General features: G+C 67.1%; 16 protein-coding genes. 6 read left to right on the forward strand and 10 right to left on the reverse strand.

Annotated features, from left to right (window positions below; translation table 11 throughout):
* Position 1: 1 nt before the first annotated feature.
* The 7 genes from gspM to gspG all read right to left on the reverse strand — a co-directional run bounded on the left by gspM (position 2) and on the right by gspG (position 5,137).
* A complete protein-coding gene (gene gspM / locus DFR41_RS06900; protein WP_244917687.1) occupies positions 2 to 559 on the reverse strand; it encodes a type II secretion system protein GspM in 558 nt (185 codons plus the stop codon).
* 109 nt (positions 560 to 668) lie between these two features.
* Complete coding sequence (gspL, locus tag DFR41_RS06905; protein WP_114802242.1) at positions 669 to 1,877, reverse strand: type II secretion system protein GspL; 1,209 nt, start codon at positions 1,875 to 1,877, stop codon at positions 669 to 671.
* A 169-nt stretch (positions 1,878 to 2,046) separates the two neighbouring features.
* Positions 2,047 to 3,129, reverse strand: coding sequence for a type II secretion system minor pseudopilin GspK (gspK, locus tag DFR41_RS06910; RefSeq protein WP_114802243.1), 1,083 nt, complete (start codon positions 3,127 to 3,129; stop codon positions 2,047 to 2,049).
* On the reverse strand, positions 3,126 to 3,806 hold the full coding sequence (locus tag DFR41_RS06915) for a PulJ/GspJ family protein (RefSeq protein ID WP_114802244.1): 681 nt from the start codon (positions 3,804 to 3,806) through the stop codon (positions 3,126 to 3,128). Before DFR41_RS06915 ends, gspK begins: the two co-directional genes overlap by 4 nt.
* Complete coding sequence (gene gspI / locus DFR41_RS06920; protein WP_196933620.1) at positions 3,806 to 4,216, reverse strand: type II secretion system minor pseudopilin GspI; 411 nt, start codon at positions 4,214 to 4,216, stop codon at positions 3,806 to 3,808. The genes DFR41_RS06915 and gspI overlap by 1 nt, the downstream gene beginning before the upstream one ends.
* A gap of 20 nt (positions 4,217 to 4,236) precedes the next feature.
* Complete coding sequence (locus DFR41_RS06925; protein ID WP_017758013.1) at positions 4,237 to 4,719, reverse strand: prepilin-type N-terminal cleavage/methylation domain-containing protein; 483 nt, start codon at positions 4,717 to 4,719, stop codon at positions 4,237 to 4,239.
* On the reverse strand, positions 4,694 to 5,137 hold the full coding sequence (gene gspG, locus DFR41_RS06930; protein ID WP_017758012.1) for a type II secretion system major pseudopilin GspG: 444 nt from the start codon (positions 5,135 to 5,137) through the stop codon (positions 4,694 to 4,696). The genes DFR41_RS06925 and gspG overlap by 26 nt, the downstream gene beginning before the upstream one ends.
* 61 nt (positions 5,138 to 5,198) lie before the next feature.
* Between gspG and DFR41_RS06935 the strand changes: the two genes are divergently transcribed.
* Complete coding sequence (locus tag DFR41_RS06935) at positions 5,199 to 5,645, forward strand: type II secretion system protein N (protein WP_170159329.1); 447 nt, start codon at positions 5,199 to 5,201, stop codon at positions 5,643 to 5,645.
* Between the two features lie 17 nt (positions 5,646 to 5,662).
* Here the strand turns inward: DFR41_RS06935 and ilvA are convergent, their stop codons facing one another.
* Entirely contained in the window at positions 5,663 to 7,219 is a 1,557-nt protein-coding gene (gene ilvA / locus DFR41_RS06940) for a threonine ammonia-lyase, biosynthetic (RefSeq protein ID WP_114802523.1), read from the reverse strand.
* Positions 7,220 to 7,439: 220 nt separating this feature from the next.
* On the opposite strand from ilvA, the gene DFR41_RS06945 reads away from it, so the two are divergent.
* Positions 7,440 to 8,420, forward strand: coding sequence for a site-specific integrase (locus DFR41_RS06945; RefSeq protein ID WP_017758009.1), 981 nt, complete (start codon positions 7,440 to 7,442; stop codon positions 8,418 to 8,420).
* Positions 8,421 to 8,512: 92 nt separating this feature from the next.
* Here the strand turns inward: DFR41_RS06945 and DFR41_RS06950 are convergent, their stop codons facing one another.
* Positions 8,513 to 9,721 carry a porin gene (locus DFR41_RS06950; protein ID WP_425326692.1) on the reverse strand — a complete coding sequence of 403 codons (1,209 nt, stop codon included), beginning with the start codon at positions 9,719 to 9,721 and terminating at the stop codon, positions 8,513 to 8,515.
* Positions 9,722 to 9,997: 276 nt separating this feature from the next.
* Here DFR41_RS06950 and DFR41_RS06955 point away from each other — a divergent pair, with 276 nt between their 5' ends.
* Entirely contained in the window at positions 9,998 to 10,465 is a 468-nt protein-coding gene (locus tag DFR41_RS06955; protein WP_043113299.1) for an OsmC family protein, read from the forward strand.
* Positions 10,466 to 10,522: 57 nt separating this feature from the next.
* On the opposite strand, the gene coq7 is transcribed toward DFR41_RS06955, so the two are convergent.
* On the reverse strand, positions 10,523 to 11,158 hold the full coding sequence (gene coq7, locus DFR41_RS06960) for a 2-polyprenyl-3-methyl-6-methoxy-1,4-benzoquinone monooxygenase (RefSeq protein ID WP_043113298.1): 636 nt from the start codon (positions 11,156 to 11,158) through the stop codon (positions 10,523 to 10,525).
* Between the two features lie 307 nt (positions 11,159 to 11,465).
* Here coq7 and DFR41_RS06965 point away from each other — a divergent pair, with 307 nt between their 5' ends.
* The 3 genes from DFR41_RS06965 to DFR41_RS06975 all read left to right on the forward strand — a co-directional run bounded on the left by DFR41_RS06965 (position 11,466) and on the right by DFR41_RS06975 (position 15,337).
* Positions 11,466 to 12,731 (forward strand): porin, encoded by a 1,266-nt coding sequence (locus tag DFR41_RS06965; protein ID WP_114802247.1) that lies wholly within the window; start codon positions 11,466 to 11,468, stop codon positions 12,729 to 12,731.
* A gap of 298 nt (positions 12,732 to 13,029) precedes the next feature.
* Complete coding sequence (locus DFR41_RS06970) at positions 13,030 to 14,010, forward strand: ABC transporter permease (protein WP_114802248.1); 981 nt, start codon at positions 13,030 to 13,032, stop codon at positions 14,008 to 14,010.
* A 43-nt stretch (positions 14,011 to 14,053) separates the two neighbouring features.
* The gene (locus DFR41_RS06975) at positions 14,054 to 15,337 is read left to right on the forward strand and encodes a M20 aminoacylase family protein (protein ID WP_114802249.1); all 1,284 of its coding nucleotides are present in this window, start codon (positions 14,054 to 14,056) and stop codon (positions 15,335 to 15,337) included.
* Positions 15,338 to 15,356: the final 19 nt, after the last annotated feature.

Here is a 15,356-nt window from a genome sequence, read left to right on the forward strand (position 1 = left end):
GTCAGCGGGAGGCGGGCAGGCCCATGACCAGCGTGCCCTGCCAGGACGGCTGCACCACGCCCGGCGCGGCCGTCGCATTGGCGGCACCGGGGCCGCTCGGGGCTGAGGCCTGCGCGCGGGTGAGGTGCGCCTCGCGCGGCACGGCGCGGGCGTTGGCGCGGGCCTGGGAAAGCCACTCCGCCAACTGGGCCGCCGGCACGCTGCGCAGGCCGACGGCCACGGCATCGCCCCCTGCGGCGCGTACCTGCGCTTCCGGCCCGAGACCCTGGTGTGCGGCGCTCTCGATGCCGCGCAGGGCGTCTTCCCGGCTGGGCCGGGGCTGGCCCTGCAGGGCCCGGGCCTGGGCCTGCAAGGACGCCATCTGCTGCAGCTGGGCGTCCAGCGCGGCATGGGCGGCCGGTGCCGCCGACAGGGTGCGCAGGGCGGGTGCCAGCGCCACCCACCACAGGAGCGCCACACCCACAAGTGCGGCGGCGATGGCGGCCAGGCGCCGCTCGCGCGGGGCCAGCGTGGCCCACCAGGTCTGCAGGCGGGCCTTGGAGGCAGGGCGGCGGTTCACGGAAGAGCCTTCTCGGTCGGGATTGCCGGGGCGGCGGCCGATGCCGTCCGAGCCATGCGGGAATGGTGGACGGTACGCATGCCGCACGCCCGCACGGGAGTCGGGGCGCTCATCGCGCGGTCTCCGCCTGCACCAGCAGCAGGTCGCCCTCGCCCCGTGCGTTGTAGCCACGGCTGCGCAGACCGGCCTGCACGGACTCCATCTCTGCCGGCGACAGCGTCACACCGCGCAGGCGCAACTGGCTGCCGCTGTAGTCGATGGCCGTGGGGACGCGGCCGGCCGGCAGGCTGCCTGACAGGGCAGCGAGCATCGGCTCGAAATCGGCTGGGGTGAGTCCGCCCGTGGCTGCCTGCAGTGCCGCCACCTCGCGGGACATCTGCAGCGGCGCATCGAGCACAACCGACACATGCGGAAAGGTCTGAGTGAGCACCTGCCGCACCTGCTGGCGCTTGGCCTCCAGCGCGCGCCGCTCTTTGAAGGCCCAGGCATTGAGGCCGACGAGCTGCAGCACGACGAGCAGGGCCGCACCCCAGCGTGCGGCCCGCCAGCGTGGCGCGCGCCACACCGCCGCCATCAGTGCGCCAGCCTGCTTGCGGGCGCGTGCACTACCGGTGGTGGCGAACTCGAACTGGGCCAGATCCCAACCCGACTGGCTGGCCTGCAGCCAGCGCTCGGCGGCCGGCAGAAGGGGCAGGGCGCGGCCGAGCAGCTGCTCGGCCACGGCCGCGACCGCCGGCTCGGCCATCGCCTCGCCGGCTTCCGACTGGGCCACTGCGAGCGCGGCGGTGCTGGCCGACAGCGGCAGCCGCAGCACGCCTTGCGCATCGCAGAGGGTCAGCCAGGGCGCGTCGGCATCGCCGGTGACGAAGACGTTGGGACGCTGGCCCTCGGGCTGGGGCGCGAATTCGGGCACCAGCCGGCTGACGCGTCGCCCCGTGGCCTCGATGGCCTGGAGCGTGGTCTGCAGCCAGTCGCGGCGGCAGGTGGCCACCCAGGCGGGCGCACCGGCCTGCGCGCCGGGAGCGAGGGCAAAGTGCAACTGTTCCGGATCGTCGAGCAGCCGGTCTTCCAGAAGGCCCGACAGCACGCTGCGCAGCCGCGCCGCGTTCTGCAGGCTGCCCGGCGGCAGCGAGACGGAATGCCACGACAGCGCGGAGGCAGGCACGATCAGCACCAGCTCGTGCTGGCCCGGCAGCAGGGAGATGGGCGATTCACCCTGACCCACCAGCTGGCGGCCGTCGGAAGACCAATGCGCCCAGGCCACGGAGCCCAGGCCAGGCGCGGACGGAGGCGGCGGCTGGACGAGGATCAGGGCCATGGCGCGTGTCGCGGAAAGTTTTTCATTCTAGGCAGCAGGGTCGTGCACCCGGCCTCCGCTGAACAGCGGAGGCGGCATTGTGGAGGGGGCGCAAGACAGATCCATGACGGCGTTTTGTGGGGGCTCGGCGGCGGGGCTGGGCACAGGGGGCGGAAAGATTTTCCGATGTTCAGCCCGATCCGCCAGTCGGTTGAACCCCGGCATTGCGCTGGCGCCAGATGATGCTGACCGTGGTGCCCGTGCGGTGCAGCAGCGAGGCCTCCTCGACCCAGTAGCGGTCCATGCGCAGCCGGCCGCGCACTTCGAAATAGCTGGTCGAGATGCCAACCTGGCCGGGCGTGAGCTGCACGTCCGTGGCCGAACTCAGCTGCTGCGATGCCTCGGCCAGGTCGGAGAAGAACTTGCGTCGGCGCACTTCGACCAGCTTGCGGGCGCCCGCCATGTCGATCTGATCGACGGCGGCGAAGATCACCTCGGCGCTCGCCGTGTTGAGGTTGACCGGCGTGTTCGCCGGCAACAGCGTCACGTAGGGCGCGATGGCCGCCACGGTGTCGGCCGGCAGGCCCAGCCACCCGAGCTGCTCCACCCGCTGGGGCATGAGCGGTGCGCCCTCGGAGGGGCTGGCGTCGTCGGCAGAGGCGGAGGCTGCCGAGGCCGTTGTCCCGCTGGCCGTGGCTGTGGCTGTGCCGTCCGTGCCGGTGGCGGAGGATGGGGTCTGGGTCACGCCGCCGGCGAGCAGGGCCCGGCGCATCTGTTGGACCAGCGTGTCCACCTGGCCCGGCGGCAGGTCCAGCAGATCGAAGAGCTTGCGCGTGGCGGCCACGGCGCGCAGCACCGGCCGGCCGCTGGCATCGACGAGGTTGCGCAGGTTCAGCCGCGACTGCGCGTCGGTGATCGAGCCCGACAGGAAGGCATCGGGCAGGCCTTCCAGCGCGTCGCTGGCCACGTTCTTGTCGGCGGCCAGGAAGCTGGTGAGCTTGGCCTCGGCCAGCGGCACCGCCCAGGGCTCGGCGAGGTGGTCGGCGCCGCCGGTGCGCCCGTCCTCGGCCAGGATGAGCCGCGACCAGTCCAGCGCGCCGGCGAGCACCAGCGAGGCCTGGAGGCGGGAGCGTTCGGCGGCTTCCACCTCGGTGGCGCGCCACTGGCGCCACAACGCCGCCGCCGCCAGCGTCGCCACCAGGGTGACGGTGATCAGCGCCGTGAGCAGGGCGGCGCCTCGCTGCCGCCGAAGGGGGACGGGTGGGACGGTCATGAGGTCTTGGCGCCGGCCCAGGTGGGGCGCAGCCAGTCGCGCGTGATCAGTCCCGACAGTCCGGGCCCGGGTGGCAACTGCAGTTGCAGCCGGACGCCGTCGGGCAGCGTGGCCGTGCCCAGGGCCTGTGCCTGGACCGCCACGCTCCAGGCGCCATTGCGGAAGTAGCCCACGTTCCAGCTGGCCGCGGGCAGGACGCGCGTGGCGGCCGCGTCGGCGCCGGGCAGGGCGGACTCGGCCCACGCCGCGGCCGTGCCCCAGGCCTGGGTCCAGTCGGCACGGCTGGCCAGCGGCGGCGACTGCCAGCGCAGCCAGCTGCTGCTGCCGTCGGCGGTGGCGCCGACCGTCCAGGCGATCACCCGCGCGGCGGGGCTGCCCTGGGCGTCGACGGCCTGTCGGGTGATGCGCAGCACGCGGCCGTTCCAGTCCAGCGCGGGCGTGTTGCCGAAATTCGTGGCGCCGTCCAGGTCGGCGCCCCACTGGGCGAGCGCCGTCTGCAGCACCAGCACGGCTTCGTCGCGCGCGCTGTGCTGCGACTGGGCGCGGGCCATGCTGTCCAGCCCTCGCCAGCTGATCAGTGCCAGCAGGGCCATCGCCGCCAGCGCGACCAGCAGTTCGACCAGCGTGAAGCCGCGCAGGCGGACGGCGGCCCCGGGGGCCCTGCGGTGCCTCCTCATCAGTAGCGACCGATCACGGTGGACAGACGCAGCAGCGGCCAGCGCTGCGCATCGCGCACCTGCACGTCGATGCGGTTGAAGTTGGGGTTGAGGGTGGGGGTGGTGGACACCCCCACATCCAGCTGCACGCCGGCCTGCTCGCAGCCCTGGCTGCTCTCGCCCACCGGCGGCATCTGCGGCGACAGGCGCAGCTGGATCAGCTGGTTCTCGGCACACAGCTGGGCCAGCACCATGTCGGACTGGCGCTGTGCATTGCGGGTGAGCGCGTTGGTGGCCTGCGCCCCGGCCGCCAGGGCGATGGCGACGATCGCCAGGGCGACCAGCACCTCGACCAGCGTGAAGCCGTGGTGACGGGGCAGGGCCGGCCTCCTGGCCGCAGCGTCCGCTCCACCGGAGCGGCAAGAGCGCATCGGAGCGGTCCTGCCTGCCTTCATGGCGACCCCGGATCGACCACGGAGAAGGGACGAAGTCCGTCGGTGGCCAATCGCAGCACCTGCACAGGCGGGCCTTCGCCGCGGATCAGCACCTGCTGCGCACCGATGATGGGCTCCGGTCCCAGCAGCAGCGACGCCACCGGGCGGCCGGCCGCATCGAGGGGCTGGGCGCTCACGCCCGCCATCTGCCAATCCTGGGGAAGGGCGCCGGGCGGTACACCGTCGAAAACGAAGCCTTGCTGCGTGACACGCCAGCGCACCGATGCCCCGCTGGCGCGGGCCTGGGCGCGGCCGGCTTCGAGCAGGGCGACGAGCCGCTCGGCCTCGCGGTCCAGGCTGGCGCGCGCCGTGTCGCGCAAGGCGAAGCCGACGCCCGCGGTCGCGAAGGCGATGATCGCGACCACCACCAGCAGCTCGATCAGCGTGAAGCCGGCGGCGTGGCGGCGCAGGTGGCTACTGCCAGCTGCCGATGTCGGCATCGTTGCCCTCGCCCCCGGGCTGGCCGTCGGCGCCGAGCGAAAGCACATCCACCTCGCCCTTGATGCCCGGATTCACGTACTGGTAGGGCCGGCCCCAGGGATCGTTGGGCAGCTTGTCGACGTATGGCTTCCAGTTGGGCGCGGCGGGGCCGGTGGTCGGCCGCGTGACCAGGGCCTGCAGGCCTTGTTCGCTCGTCGGGTAGCGCTGGTTGTCCAGACGGTACATCTTGAGCGCGTTCATCAGGTTGTTGACGTCCGTGCGGGCGGCGGTCACCCGCGCGTCGTCCGCGCGGCCGATCACATTGGGCACGATCAGGGCGGCGAGCACGCCGATGATCACCAGCACGACCATCAGTTCGATGAGCGTGAAGCCGCGCTGGAGATGGCTCTGCCGGTTGCGTTTGTAGGAAGCTGTCATGGGCGGCGCATGATAATGCCCGCATATGACGAGTGCGTTGCCCGTACCTTCCCGATGGCCCGTGGCCTTGATCACTGCCGTGCTCTGGGCGGCCGCCGCTGCGAGCGCTGTCTATTGGGGGTTGCGGCTCGCCTCGCCCGCCGGGTCCATGCTGCCGCCGCCGGTGGCTGCGCCGGTGTTGAGCGTGCAGACCGCGGAGGTGGCTCGCGCCTTCGGTGCATTGAAGGTGGCGGCCAGCGCGCCGGTCGCGCCGGACGTGGCCAGCCGATTCAGGCTGCTGGGGGTGGCGGCCGACCGCGAAGGCGGTGGCGCCGCGCTCATCGCGGTCGATGGCAAGCCGCCGCGTTCCTATCGCACCGGTGCGGCCTTCGACGGTCAGTTGGTGCTGCAGTCCATCGATACCGCGGGGGTGCACATCGGACCGGCGACCGGTGGCACCGGCTTTCGTTTGATGGTGCCGTCGCGCCCGCTGGCCGTGAATGGGCCGCCGCGGGCGGCCGAGCCTTGATCTGAACCTGCGGTTGTTCAGGCCTGGAGGAAGAGGCGATAGGCGGGGTTGGCGGTCTCTTCGATGAAGGGATAGCCCAGTTCGTCCAGGAAGGCCTGGAACACACCGTCTTCCGCCGCCGGCACCTGCAGGCCGACGAGGATGCGCCCATAGTCCGCGCCCTGGTTGCGGTAGTGGAACAGGCTGATGTTCCAGTTCGGCTTCATCAGGCTCAGGAACTTCAGCAACGCGCCGGGCCGCTCCGGAAAGATGAAGCGCAGCAGCCGCTCGTCGCTCGCCAGACCGCTGCGCCCGCCCACCATGTAGCGCACGTGCTCCTTGGCCAACTCGTCGTGGGTGAGGTCGAGTGCGCCGAACCCGTGGCTTTGGAACAGATGGGCAATGCTGGGGGATTCGCCGCGCTGCTGCGTCGTCAGGCCGACGAACACATGGGCCTGCTGCGCGTCGCTGATGCGGTAGTTGAACTCCGTCACGTTGCGCGGGCCGCCTGGCAACTGGCCCACCAGTTCGCAAAAGCGCCGGAAGCTGCCACGCTCCTCGGGGATGGTGATGGCGAACAGCGCTTCGCGCTCCTCGCCCACCTCTGCGCGTTCGGCCACGAAGCGCAGCCGATCGAAGTTCATGTTGGCGCCGCACAAAATGGCGGCATAGGTCTCGCCCCGATTTCCGTGCGTTTGCACGTACTGCTTGATCGCGGCGACGGCCAGTGCGCCCGCGGGCTCGACGATGCTGCGCGTGTCGATGAAGACGTCCTTGATGCCGGCGCAGACGGCGTCGGTGTCCACCGTGATGAACTCGTCGACGAGGTCACTGGCGATGCGGAAGGTCTCTTCGCCCACCAGCTTGACGGCCGTGCCGTCGGAGAACAGGCCGACATCCGGCAGCGTGACGCGATGCTTGGCGGCCACGGATTGCATCATGGCGTCCGAGTCGTTCATCTGGACGCCGATCACGCGGATGTCCGGCCTGACCGCCTTGATGTAATTGGCGACGCCTGAAATCAACCCGCCGCCGCCGATGGCGACGAAGACGGCGTCCAGCCGGCCCTGGTGCTGGCGAAGGATCTCCATCGCGATCGTGCCTTGGCCGGCAATGACCTCCGGATCGTCGAAAGGATGCACGAAGGTGAGGCCTTCTCGTTCCTGCAGCGTCAACGCGTATTGATAGGCATCGGAATAGCTGTCGCCGTGCAAGTGGACCTCGCCGCCCAGCCCGCGTACCGCGTCGATCTTGAGCTGAGGCGTCGTGACCGGCATGACGATGACCGCCCGGGTGTCCAGCTTGCGCGCACCCAGGGCGACCCCTTGCGCATGGTTGCCTGCGGATGCGCAGATGACGCCGCGCGCCAGTTGCTCCGCCGACAGATGGGCCATCTTGTTGTAGGCGCCACGCAGCTTGAAGCTGAAGACAGGTTGCTGGTCTTCACGCTTGAGCAACACCGTATTGCCAACTCTTTCACTCAATGCGCGCGCAGGTTCCAGCGCCGATTCGATGGCCACGTCATACACGCGAGCGGTCAGAATTTTTTTGAGATAGTCGGCGGGCGTCAGCGCCGGTCCCTGGCTGGTTGGCATGGCGAAGGGGAGGACCAATGAGAACAGCGTTTGATGATACGCGGCACTCGTTTTGCACCCAGGAAGCGGTATGGACACGAATGTCATCTTCCGCTTAACAGCAGTGCAAGCGGCCAACGATTCCGCTTTTTCGGGGCGAGTACATCCCGGGGACCCCGTGCCCCCCAAGCTCTTAACAATTAAGAAAGAGTCGTCAGACGTTTTTGTCAGAGACCTCGCGATGGGCTTGCTGCAGGCGGAGCGTGCTCGCGTGCAGCGCAAGGAGATTGCGTGGGGGAGCTGGCAGATCATGAGCAACCGCATGGATGCCCACCTGCTGCCCTTGCTGGGTGACCGGCTGGCGCGCGACGTGGATGGGGTGGCCGCGCAGGAGTTGATCGATCGCCTGGGGGAGCAGGACTTCACCAGCACGACGATCGCGCAGTACATGGTCCTGCTGCGCAAGACCTTGATGCATGGCGTGCTGATTGGCGTGCTCGATGAGATGCCGCGGCTGCCCAAGGTCAAGATCCGCAGCCAGCCGCGTGGCAGCTTCAGCGTGGCGGAGTACCGGCGCCTGGTTGCCACCGCGAGGCGGTTGGTAGGTCAACCCCATCCCGTCCTCGAGACGCTGCAGCCCGGCGAGCGCTTCTGGATTGCGCGCGAGTTGCTCTACATGCCCCGGGAGTTGCCGTGGCTGATCCGGTGGATGGTGAACACCTTCGTGCGCCCCAGTGACATCAAGAGCGTGAGGCATCGCCACATCGACGTCGTGCGTGGCAAGCATGTGTACCTGCGCATGCGGTTGCCCGAGACCAAGCGGCACAGCCAGCCGATGGTGAGTCTTCGGCCTGCCGTTCAGGTCTATGAGGTGCTCCGCAGCTACCGTCGCGCGAGAGGCGAGGTGGCGCCCGATGACTACCTCTTCTTCCCTGAATTGAAGAATCGAGAGCACGCGCTCGCGGTCCTCAACTTCTTCTTCAAATGGGTGCTCCAGGAGGCCGGCCTCGAGACCGGCCCGCTTGGGCAGAAGCGAACGCTGTATTGCCTTCGCCACACGGCGATCACCCTGCGTCTGCTCTACGGTCAGGGGATTGACATGCTCACGTTGGCCCGCAACGCGCGGACCAGCGTCAACATGATCGAGCGCTTCTATGCGTCGATCCTGAGTGGGGAAATGAATGTGGGGCTGCTGCAGAGCCGGCGTGGCCGCGGGGATTAGGGAGCGCAGCAGCGCAACTAGCGCGAAAAGCCACCCGGCTCTGGCTGGGTGGCTTTCAAGAGTCTTCGACAACTGGCTCACGCCAGCTTGCATCAGAAGGAGTGACGAATACCCAGGTCGTAGCCGACCGAGGTCTTCGGCGTATAGCCTCCGACGGCGGTGCCATTCGTGATCGACACCACGGTCGGAGCCGTGATGCTGTTTGAGCCTGCACTGAAGTTGGCGCCGTTCTTGTTCTTGATGTAAGCCACGGTGGCGTACAGGGCGGTGCGCTTGCTCAGGTTGTGAACGTAACCGACAGCCAGTTGATCAGCCTTGGGGGGGCTGTAGCTGAAGGTGGAGAGCGGGTTTTGGTCCGTCTTGATCTTCACGTTGCCATAGGAGGCTTTGATCACGCCTGCGCCGACCGGAACGGTCACGCCCAGCAGATAGCCATCCAACTTGGTCGCAGGATTGAACAGGGGCGCGTTCTCGGAGTAGTCGATCACGCTCTTGGTGTTCTGGTACTGGGCAAACAGCTTGGCGGCGCCGAAGTCGTAGCTGCCAGCCAAGCTGAAGTTCTTGACCAATGCGTCGGCTCCTAGGGCGTACGACGATTTGGCGTTCTGTTCACCGTAGGATAGGGCGACATCCACGGGGCCGTTGGCATAGCCGAAGCGGCCGCCCCAGTACCGGCCGCCCCGGCTGTTGTCGTTCAGGCTGCTTTGGATGGCACTGTCGTACTTGCCTTGCTCATGGAATGCGTACTGCAGTTGACCGTAGAAGCCTCCCAGATTGCCGGGCAGGAAGTAGCCGATCGAGTTGTTGCTGCGCACGTTGTTGGCTTCGAAGGCGCCGGCGGCGCGCTGCACCAGTGCCGAGCCCGCGCCGTTCGTGCCGAACGGATCGAACACGGTCAGATTCCAGAACGTGGGCTTGTAGTCACGGCCCAGGCGCACTTCACCGAAGGGGCCCGACAGGCTCACGGTTGAGCGACGCTGGAAACTGAGGCCGCTGGCGGTACCGTCGTCGTTCGACAGCGCACCTTCCAGCCAGAAGCTGGCTGCAAGTCCGCCCCCCAGATCTTCCTTGCCGCGGAAGCCCAGGCGGCTGGAACTGTTGGCCGAGTTGTTTAGGCCGGTCTTGCTGGCCTTTGCCGTGCTGGGCAGCAATGCGTAAGCCAGAGGGTTGGCCAGCACCGTCAGCGGGTCTTGAGCCAGTTCACTTTTGTTGGAAACACTGCTGATCGAGGCATCCACGATGCCGAACAGCTCAACCGACGATTGGGCCGAGGCCACACCGGCGACAGCCAGGGCAGCCAGAGCAGCTAGGGTTGCCCACGATCTTCTAGAGTGGCCGCTGCTCGCACGAACCCACAAGCCAAAGAAAAAAGCCCCGAGTCTTGCGACTCGGGGCCAAATCCACCAATTGGGAGGGTGGAGGAGACAACTGGGGCATACCCTGAGGTATGCGTTGGGCTAAAGTATAGCAAAGCAATGCTGCATCGCAACAAGTGGGTGATGCGGAAGCGCAACATTTCTACAGATGCCCGTCATGCGGTGAAGCAGTTCACGGAGGCGGGTCAGGAAGTCTTACAGATGGAATGCACAGTCAGTTGGACCGGCCACGCCGGGACGCGCTCATCCATGGGCTTTGTTGCTGAGACGGGCAGCGGTCACATCTTGACCATGGACGGCGCGCCGGACGCTGCACGGCCTGAGAACGGGGGGCAGAACCTCGCCCCGCGGCCGATGGAGACCGTCCTGGCGGGAACTGGGGGATGCACCGCCTACGACGTCGTCATGATCCTTCGCCGCGGACGTCATCAGGTGGAAGGCTGCAGCGTGCGCCTCACCAGCGAACGCGCGGAAAAGGATCCCAAGGTCTTCACCAGGATCCATATGCACTTCACGGTGACCGGCCGTGCGATTCCGGAGGCGGCCGTCGAGCGGGCGATCTCGCTGAGTCACGAAACTTACTGTTCAGCCAGCATCATGCTGGCCAAGACAGCGCAGATCACCACGAGCTATGAACTCGTGGACAGCGCTCGAGCCGCCTCGGCCTGAGATATCGCGTTCACTGGGCGCCCGCCGCGCTACCGGTCGGTGAGGCGCATGGCGTGATCAGATTCGATGGGCGACGGTGGTCATGACACGCGCGGCCGCGCGCATGAGCGCCTTTGCCGGGGCGGGCAGTGGCAGCCCGCCCGCCTCTTCTGCCCAGGCGGCGTGAGCGGCTTCGTCCGCCTTCATGCGGGCGACTACCGCGCGGGAGGCGACATCGCCGGCGGGCAGACGACTGAGATGGCCGTCCAGATGCGCCTCGACCTGCCTTTCCGTCTCCTGGACGAAGCCCAGACTCCATCTGTCACCCAAACGACCAGCAATCAGCCCCAGTGCGAAGGCGCCGCTGTACCAGAGTGGATTCAGCAGTGAAGGTCGAGCACCGAGCTTGTCGAGGCGCTCGCGCGTCCAGCTGAGGTGATCCGTTTCCTCCTGTGCCGCGCGCAGCAACTCCTGTTTCAGTAACGGGTCGGCGGTAGTCACCGCCTGCGCACTGTAGAGCGCCTGTGCGCATACCTCGCCCACGTGATTGACGCGCATCAGCGCGCCAGCCTCTGTGCGTTCGGCGGCGGACAACCGTGCTTCGGAACCCGCTACGGCTCGGGCGGGTGATGGCATGCTGGCGCGTGGGCTACCCCAAATCGTGCGCAGCGCGCTATCCAGAGCGCTGATACAAGCATCGACAGATGAACTCATGTCGCCATTGGAACGCATCCCGCGGGCGCCTCGCTTGCAACAAGGTTTCGATGCTTTTCTCTATGTGAAACTTCTGTGGTCTATGCGCGAGCGGGAGTGCACCCTGACCTTGTTGTACTGCTGCAACGAAACGCGGAGCGCTCTCCAGATTTGGCCCAATTTGCTTTGCCGTGGCGCCGAGCGTCTGGTGCAATAGCGACAACTTCCCAAAAGGAGGTTGGCCCGGGGCCCGGCGGGAGCACAGCATGTGCCAGCGCGGTGAACCCTTCGCACCGGCGCCCTATGTTTAACCTTGGAGAAACTTGCAATGAAAAAATCTCTAGTTGCTCTGGCTGCCCTGGCTGTCGCCGGTGTGGCCTCGGCCCAATCGTCGGTGACCCTGTTCGGTATCGTTGACGCTTCCGTGAGCGGCGTGTCGAACAAGAGCGAACTGGTGACCAACCCCGCGGTTCTGCTGGCCAACCCGTTCGCCTACGCGTTCCTGCCCCAGTCGACCTCGGTGAGCAAGACCGGCCTGAACAACTCGGCCAACAGCTCCAGCCGTCTGGGCTTCCGCGGTGTGGAAGACCTGGGTGGCGGTCTGGCTGCCAGCTTCTGGCTGGAAGGCGCGCTGTCGAACGACGACGGCACCGCCAGCGGCTTCAACTTCCAGCGCCGTTCCACCGTGAGCCTGTCGGGCCCCTTCGGTGAAGTGCGTCTGGGTCGTGACTACAAGCCGACGTTCTGGAACCTGACCGTGTTCGATCCGTTCGGCACGAACGGCGCCGGCACCGCCCTGGTGCAGCGCGCTATCAGCGGCAGCACCGCCCTGCCTGGCATCGAAACGTCGAACGTTCGCGCCAACAACAGCGTCGGCTACTTCCTGCCCCCGAACCTGGGTGGTTTCTATGGCCAGGCGATGTATAGCTTCAGCGAGCAGACGAAGTACGACAACTTCCTGCAAGCCAGCGCCAACAACAACAGCCGCGGTGGCCGTTACTGGGGTGGTCGCTTCGGCTACGCCAACGGTCCCCTGGACGTTGCTGTTGCCTACGGCGAGCAGATCAACACGTCGAACTTCGCAGTTGGCACCAACAACCTGTCGAAGAACTTCAACGTCGGCGGCAGCTACGACTTCGGCGTCGCCAAGCTGTTCGCTCAGTACGTGAACGTCAAGGGCACCGTTGACTACTCGGGCGGCAACCAGCCCCTGTTCAACCCCGACACGAAGCTCGACGGCTACCTGCTGGGCGTGACCGTGCCGGTCGGCGCTGGTCAGATCAAGGCTTCCTACGGCCACGTGAAGACCAAGGTCGACCAGAGCCCCCTGGTGTACCTGACGAACCCCTTCTTCACGTACAACGCTCCGAAGGCTGACCAGCTGGCTCTGGGCTATGTTCACAACCTGAGCAAGCGCACCGCCCTGTACGCCACCGTGGCCTACATCAAGAACAAGAACGGCGCCGACTACAGCGCTGGTTCGGGCAACATCACGGCTCCGTACGTTGCCACCTTCACCAACGCCTTCGGCACGGGCACGTACCTGCCGAAGAACTCGGTGGGCTACGACTTCGGTATCCGCCACTCGTTCTAATCCGATGCTGGCGAAAGCCAGCTGACGACCAAGTTCGACAAAGCCACCCGGTGCAAGCCGGGTGGCTTTTTTCATGGCCGCGGGCCTTCACTGTTTTGACTGGAGTGCCGATCTCAAGGGGTGTTGCGGCGCACTGCCGACGCGCTGGTCGCCCCCGGTCGGCGCTGCGCGCCCTAGTGCTTTCCATGAACCAAAACAGGGCGCTGGGCGCGGTGTTTGGTCTTATGCTCCCTGCGGCCGGGATGCGGTCTGGGCATGTCCTTTGCTCTGCATCCTGCTTCGAGGAATTTCCCCACGCATGCTCGCCTTCGTCCTGCGCCGCCTCATCCAGGCCGTCATCGTCATGGTGGCGGTGGCCTTCATCGCCTTCCTGCTCTTTCAGTATGTGGGCGATCCAGTGGTCTTCCTCCTGGGGCAGGATGCGACGCCCGATCAGATCCGCGAGTTGCGTTCGGCACTCGGCCTCGACCAGCCCTTCTTCGTGCAGTACTGGCACTTCCTGATCAACGCGGCCCAGGGCGAGTTCGGCCTTAGCCTGCGCCAGGGTGCCAAGGTGTCCGGCCTCATCGCCGAGCGCTTTCCTGCCACATTGGAACTGGCGCTGGTTGCAGCAGGACTCGCGTTGCTGCTGGGCATTCCGATGGGCGTGTATGCGGCACTGCGCCGCGGCAGCTTCATGAGCCAGATGTTCATGACGCTGTCTCTGTTGGGCGTCTCGCTGCCCACCTTCCTGATCGGCATCCTGCTCATCCTGGTGTTTGCGGTGCACCTGGGCTGGTTCCCCAGCTTCGGACGAGGCGACGTGGTGCAGATCGGCTGGTGGCGGACGGGCCTGCTCACGCTCGACGGCTGGCACCACCTGGTGCTGCCGGCCGTGACGCTGGCGATCTTCCAGCTGACGCTGATCATGCGGCTGGTGCGCGCCGAGATGCTCGAGGTGCTGCGCACCGACTACATCAAGTTCGCGCGGGCGCGGGGCCTTTCGAATCGCGCCATCCATTTCGGCCACGCGCTCAAGAACACGCTGGTGCCGGTGATGACCATCACCGGGCTGCAACTGGGCGGCCTGATCGCCTTCGCCATCATCACCGAGACCGTCTTCCAGTGGCCCGGCATGGGCCTGCTCTTCATCCAGGCCGTGACCTTCGCCGACATCCCGGTGATGGCGGCGTACCTGTGCCTTATCGCGTTGATCTTCGTCGTGATCAACCTGGTCGTGGACCTGCTGTACTTCGCCGTCGATCCGCGGCTGCGCGTGGGCAAGGCGGGCGGCCACTGATGGGCCCGCGCGAACCCTTTTGCCGCGCCGCGATCCTTCAGCCATGAACACACAACGCCTGTACGCGAACGGCCGGGCCTTCGAGCACATCGCCCGCTTCCATCCCGAACTCACCGCCTTCCGGCGCGACCTGCATGCGAACCCCGAGCTTGGCTTCGAGGAGGTCTACACCTCGGGGCGGGTCAAGGCTGCACTGCAGGCCTGCGGCGTGGACGAGATCCACACCGGTATCGGCAAGACCGGCGTCGTCGGCATCATCCGTGGCCGCTCCATCGCCAGCGGCCGCATGATCGGCCTGCGCGCCGACATGGACGCGCTGCCGATCAAGGAAGACAACGACCTGCCCTGGTGCTCGGCCAAGTCGGGCCTGATGCACGGTTGCGGCCATGACGGCCACACGGCCATGCTGGTGGGCGCAGCCCGCTACCTGGCCGAGACGCGCAACTTCGACGGCACCGCGGTGCTGATCTTCCAGCCCGGCGAAGAGGGCTTCGCCGGCGCCCGCGTGATGATCGAAGACGGCCTGTTCGACCGCTTCCCCGTCGATGCCGTCTACGCCATGCACAACTGGCCGGCGCTGCCCGCAGGCACCATCGGCATCAACCGCGGAGCCATGATGGCGGCGGCCGACCGCATCAGCATCCGCATCACGGGCAAGGGCGGCCATGGTGCGCATGCCTACCTGACGGTTGATCCGGTGGTGGTGGCCGCACACATCATCACGGCGGCGCAGACCATCGCCTCGCGCAACGTTCGGCCCATCGACGCAGCCGTGGTCAGCCTGTGCGCGGTTCAGGCGGGCGACCTCGACGCCTTCAGCGTCATCCCCGGCACCGCCACGCTGGTGGGCACGGTGCGCACCTTCAACTCGCGCGTGCAGGTGCAGGTCGAGCAACGCCTGCGCGAGCTGTGCACCCAGGTGGCCGCCGCCTTCGGCGCCACGGCCGAGGTGAGCTACGAGCGCATCTATCCGGCCACCATCAACACCGCGCCCGAAGCCCAGTTTGCTGCCGACGTGGCCGCCGCCATCGTGGGCGAGGGCAATGTCGACCGCCACCTCGAGCCCAGCATGGGCGCCGAGGACTTCTCCTTCATGCTGCAGAAGAAGGCCGGTGCCTATCTGCGCCTCGGCCAGGACGCCCGCGGCGGCGCCTTCCTGCACAACAGCCGCTACGACTTCAACGATGACATCCTGCCTCTGGGCGCCGCGCTGCATGCGGGCCTGGTGGAGCAGGGTATGCCCCTGGCCGGTGAAGCCGTCCGGGGTACCGAGGCCGTCGCAACCCGCGCGGCCTCACAAGACAGGGCCGCCACCGCGGCCCCATGACCGATCGTCCCGAGCCTTG

Origin of the sequence: Pseudacidovorax intermedius (assembly GCF_003350475.1) — a bacterium.
In the GTDB taxonomy this organism is placed as follows: domain Bacteria; phylum Pseudomonadota; class Gammaproteobacteria; order Burkholderiales; family Burkholderiaceae_C; genus Xenophilus; species Xenophilus intermedius.

What these genes read in the sequence shown, in the direction of transcription:
- DFR41_RS06970 (WP_114802248.1), top strand. Translation starts at nt 13,030, where the DNA reads ATGCTCGCCTTCGTCCTGCGCCGCCTCATCCAGGCCGTCATCGTCATG.
- gspI (WP_196933620.1), bottom strand. Translation starts at nt 4,216, where the DNA reads ATGCGCTCTTGCCGCTCCGGTGGAGCGGACGCTGCGGCCAGGAGGCCG.
- coq7 (WP_043113298.1), bottom strand. Translation starts at nt 11,158, where the DNA reads ATGAGTTCATCTGTCGATGCTTGTATCAGCGCTCTGGATAGCGCGCTG.
- DFR41_RS06965 (WP_114802247.1), top strand. Translation starts at nt 11,466, where the DNA reads ATGAAAAAATCTCTAGTTGCTCTGGCTGCCCTGGCTGTCGCCGGTGTG.
- DFR41_RS06945 (WP_017758009.1), top strand. Translation starts at nt 7,440, where the DNA reads ATGGGCTTGCTGCAGGCGGAGCGTGCTCGCGTGCAGCGCAAGGAGATT.
- DFR41_RS06975 (WP_114802249.1), top strand. Translation starts at nt 14,054, where the DNA reads ATGAACACACAACGCCTGTACGCGAACGGCCGGGCCTTCGAGCACATC.
- gspL (WP_114802242.1), bottom strand. Translation starts at nt 1,877, where the DNA reads ATGGCCCTGATCCTCGTCCAGCCGCCGCCTCCGTCCGCGCCTGGCCTG.
- DFR41_RS06925 (WP_017758013.1), bottom strand. Translation starts at nt 4,719, where the DNA reads ATGCCGACATCGGCAGCTGGCAGTAGCCACCTGCGCCGCCACGCCGCC.
- DFR41_RS06955 (WP_043113299.1), top strand. Translation starts at nt 9,998, where the DNA reads ATGGAATGCACAGTCAGTTGGACCGGCCACGCCGGGACGCGCTCATCC.
- gspK (WP_114802243.1), bottom strand. Translation starts at nt 3,129, where the DNA reads ATGACCGTCCCACCCGTCCCCCTTCGGCGGCAGCGAGGCGCCGCCCTG.
- DFR41_RS06915 (WP_114802244.1), bottom strand. Translation starts at nt 3,806, where the DNA reads ATGAGGAGGCACCGCAGGGCCCCCGGGGCCGCCGTCCGCCTGCGCGGC.
- ilvA (WP_114802523.1), bottom strand. Translation starts at nt 7,219, where the DNA reads ATGCCAACCAGCCAGGGACCGGCGCTGACGCCCGCCGACTATCTCAAA.
- gspG (WP_017758012.1), bottom strand. Translation starts at nt 5,137, where the DNA reads ATGACAGCTTCCTACAAACGCAACCGGCAGAGCCATCTCCAGCGCGGC.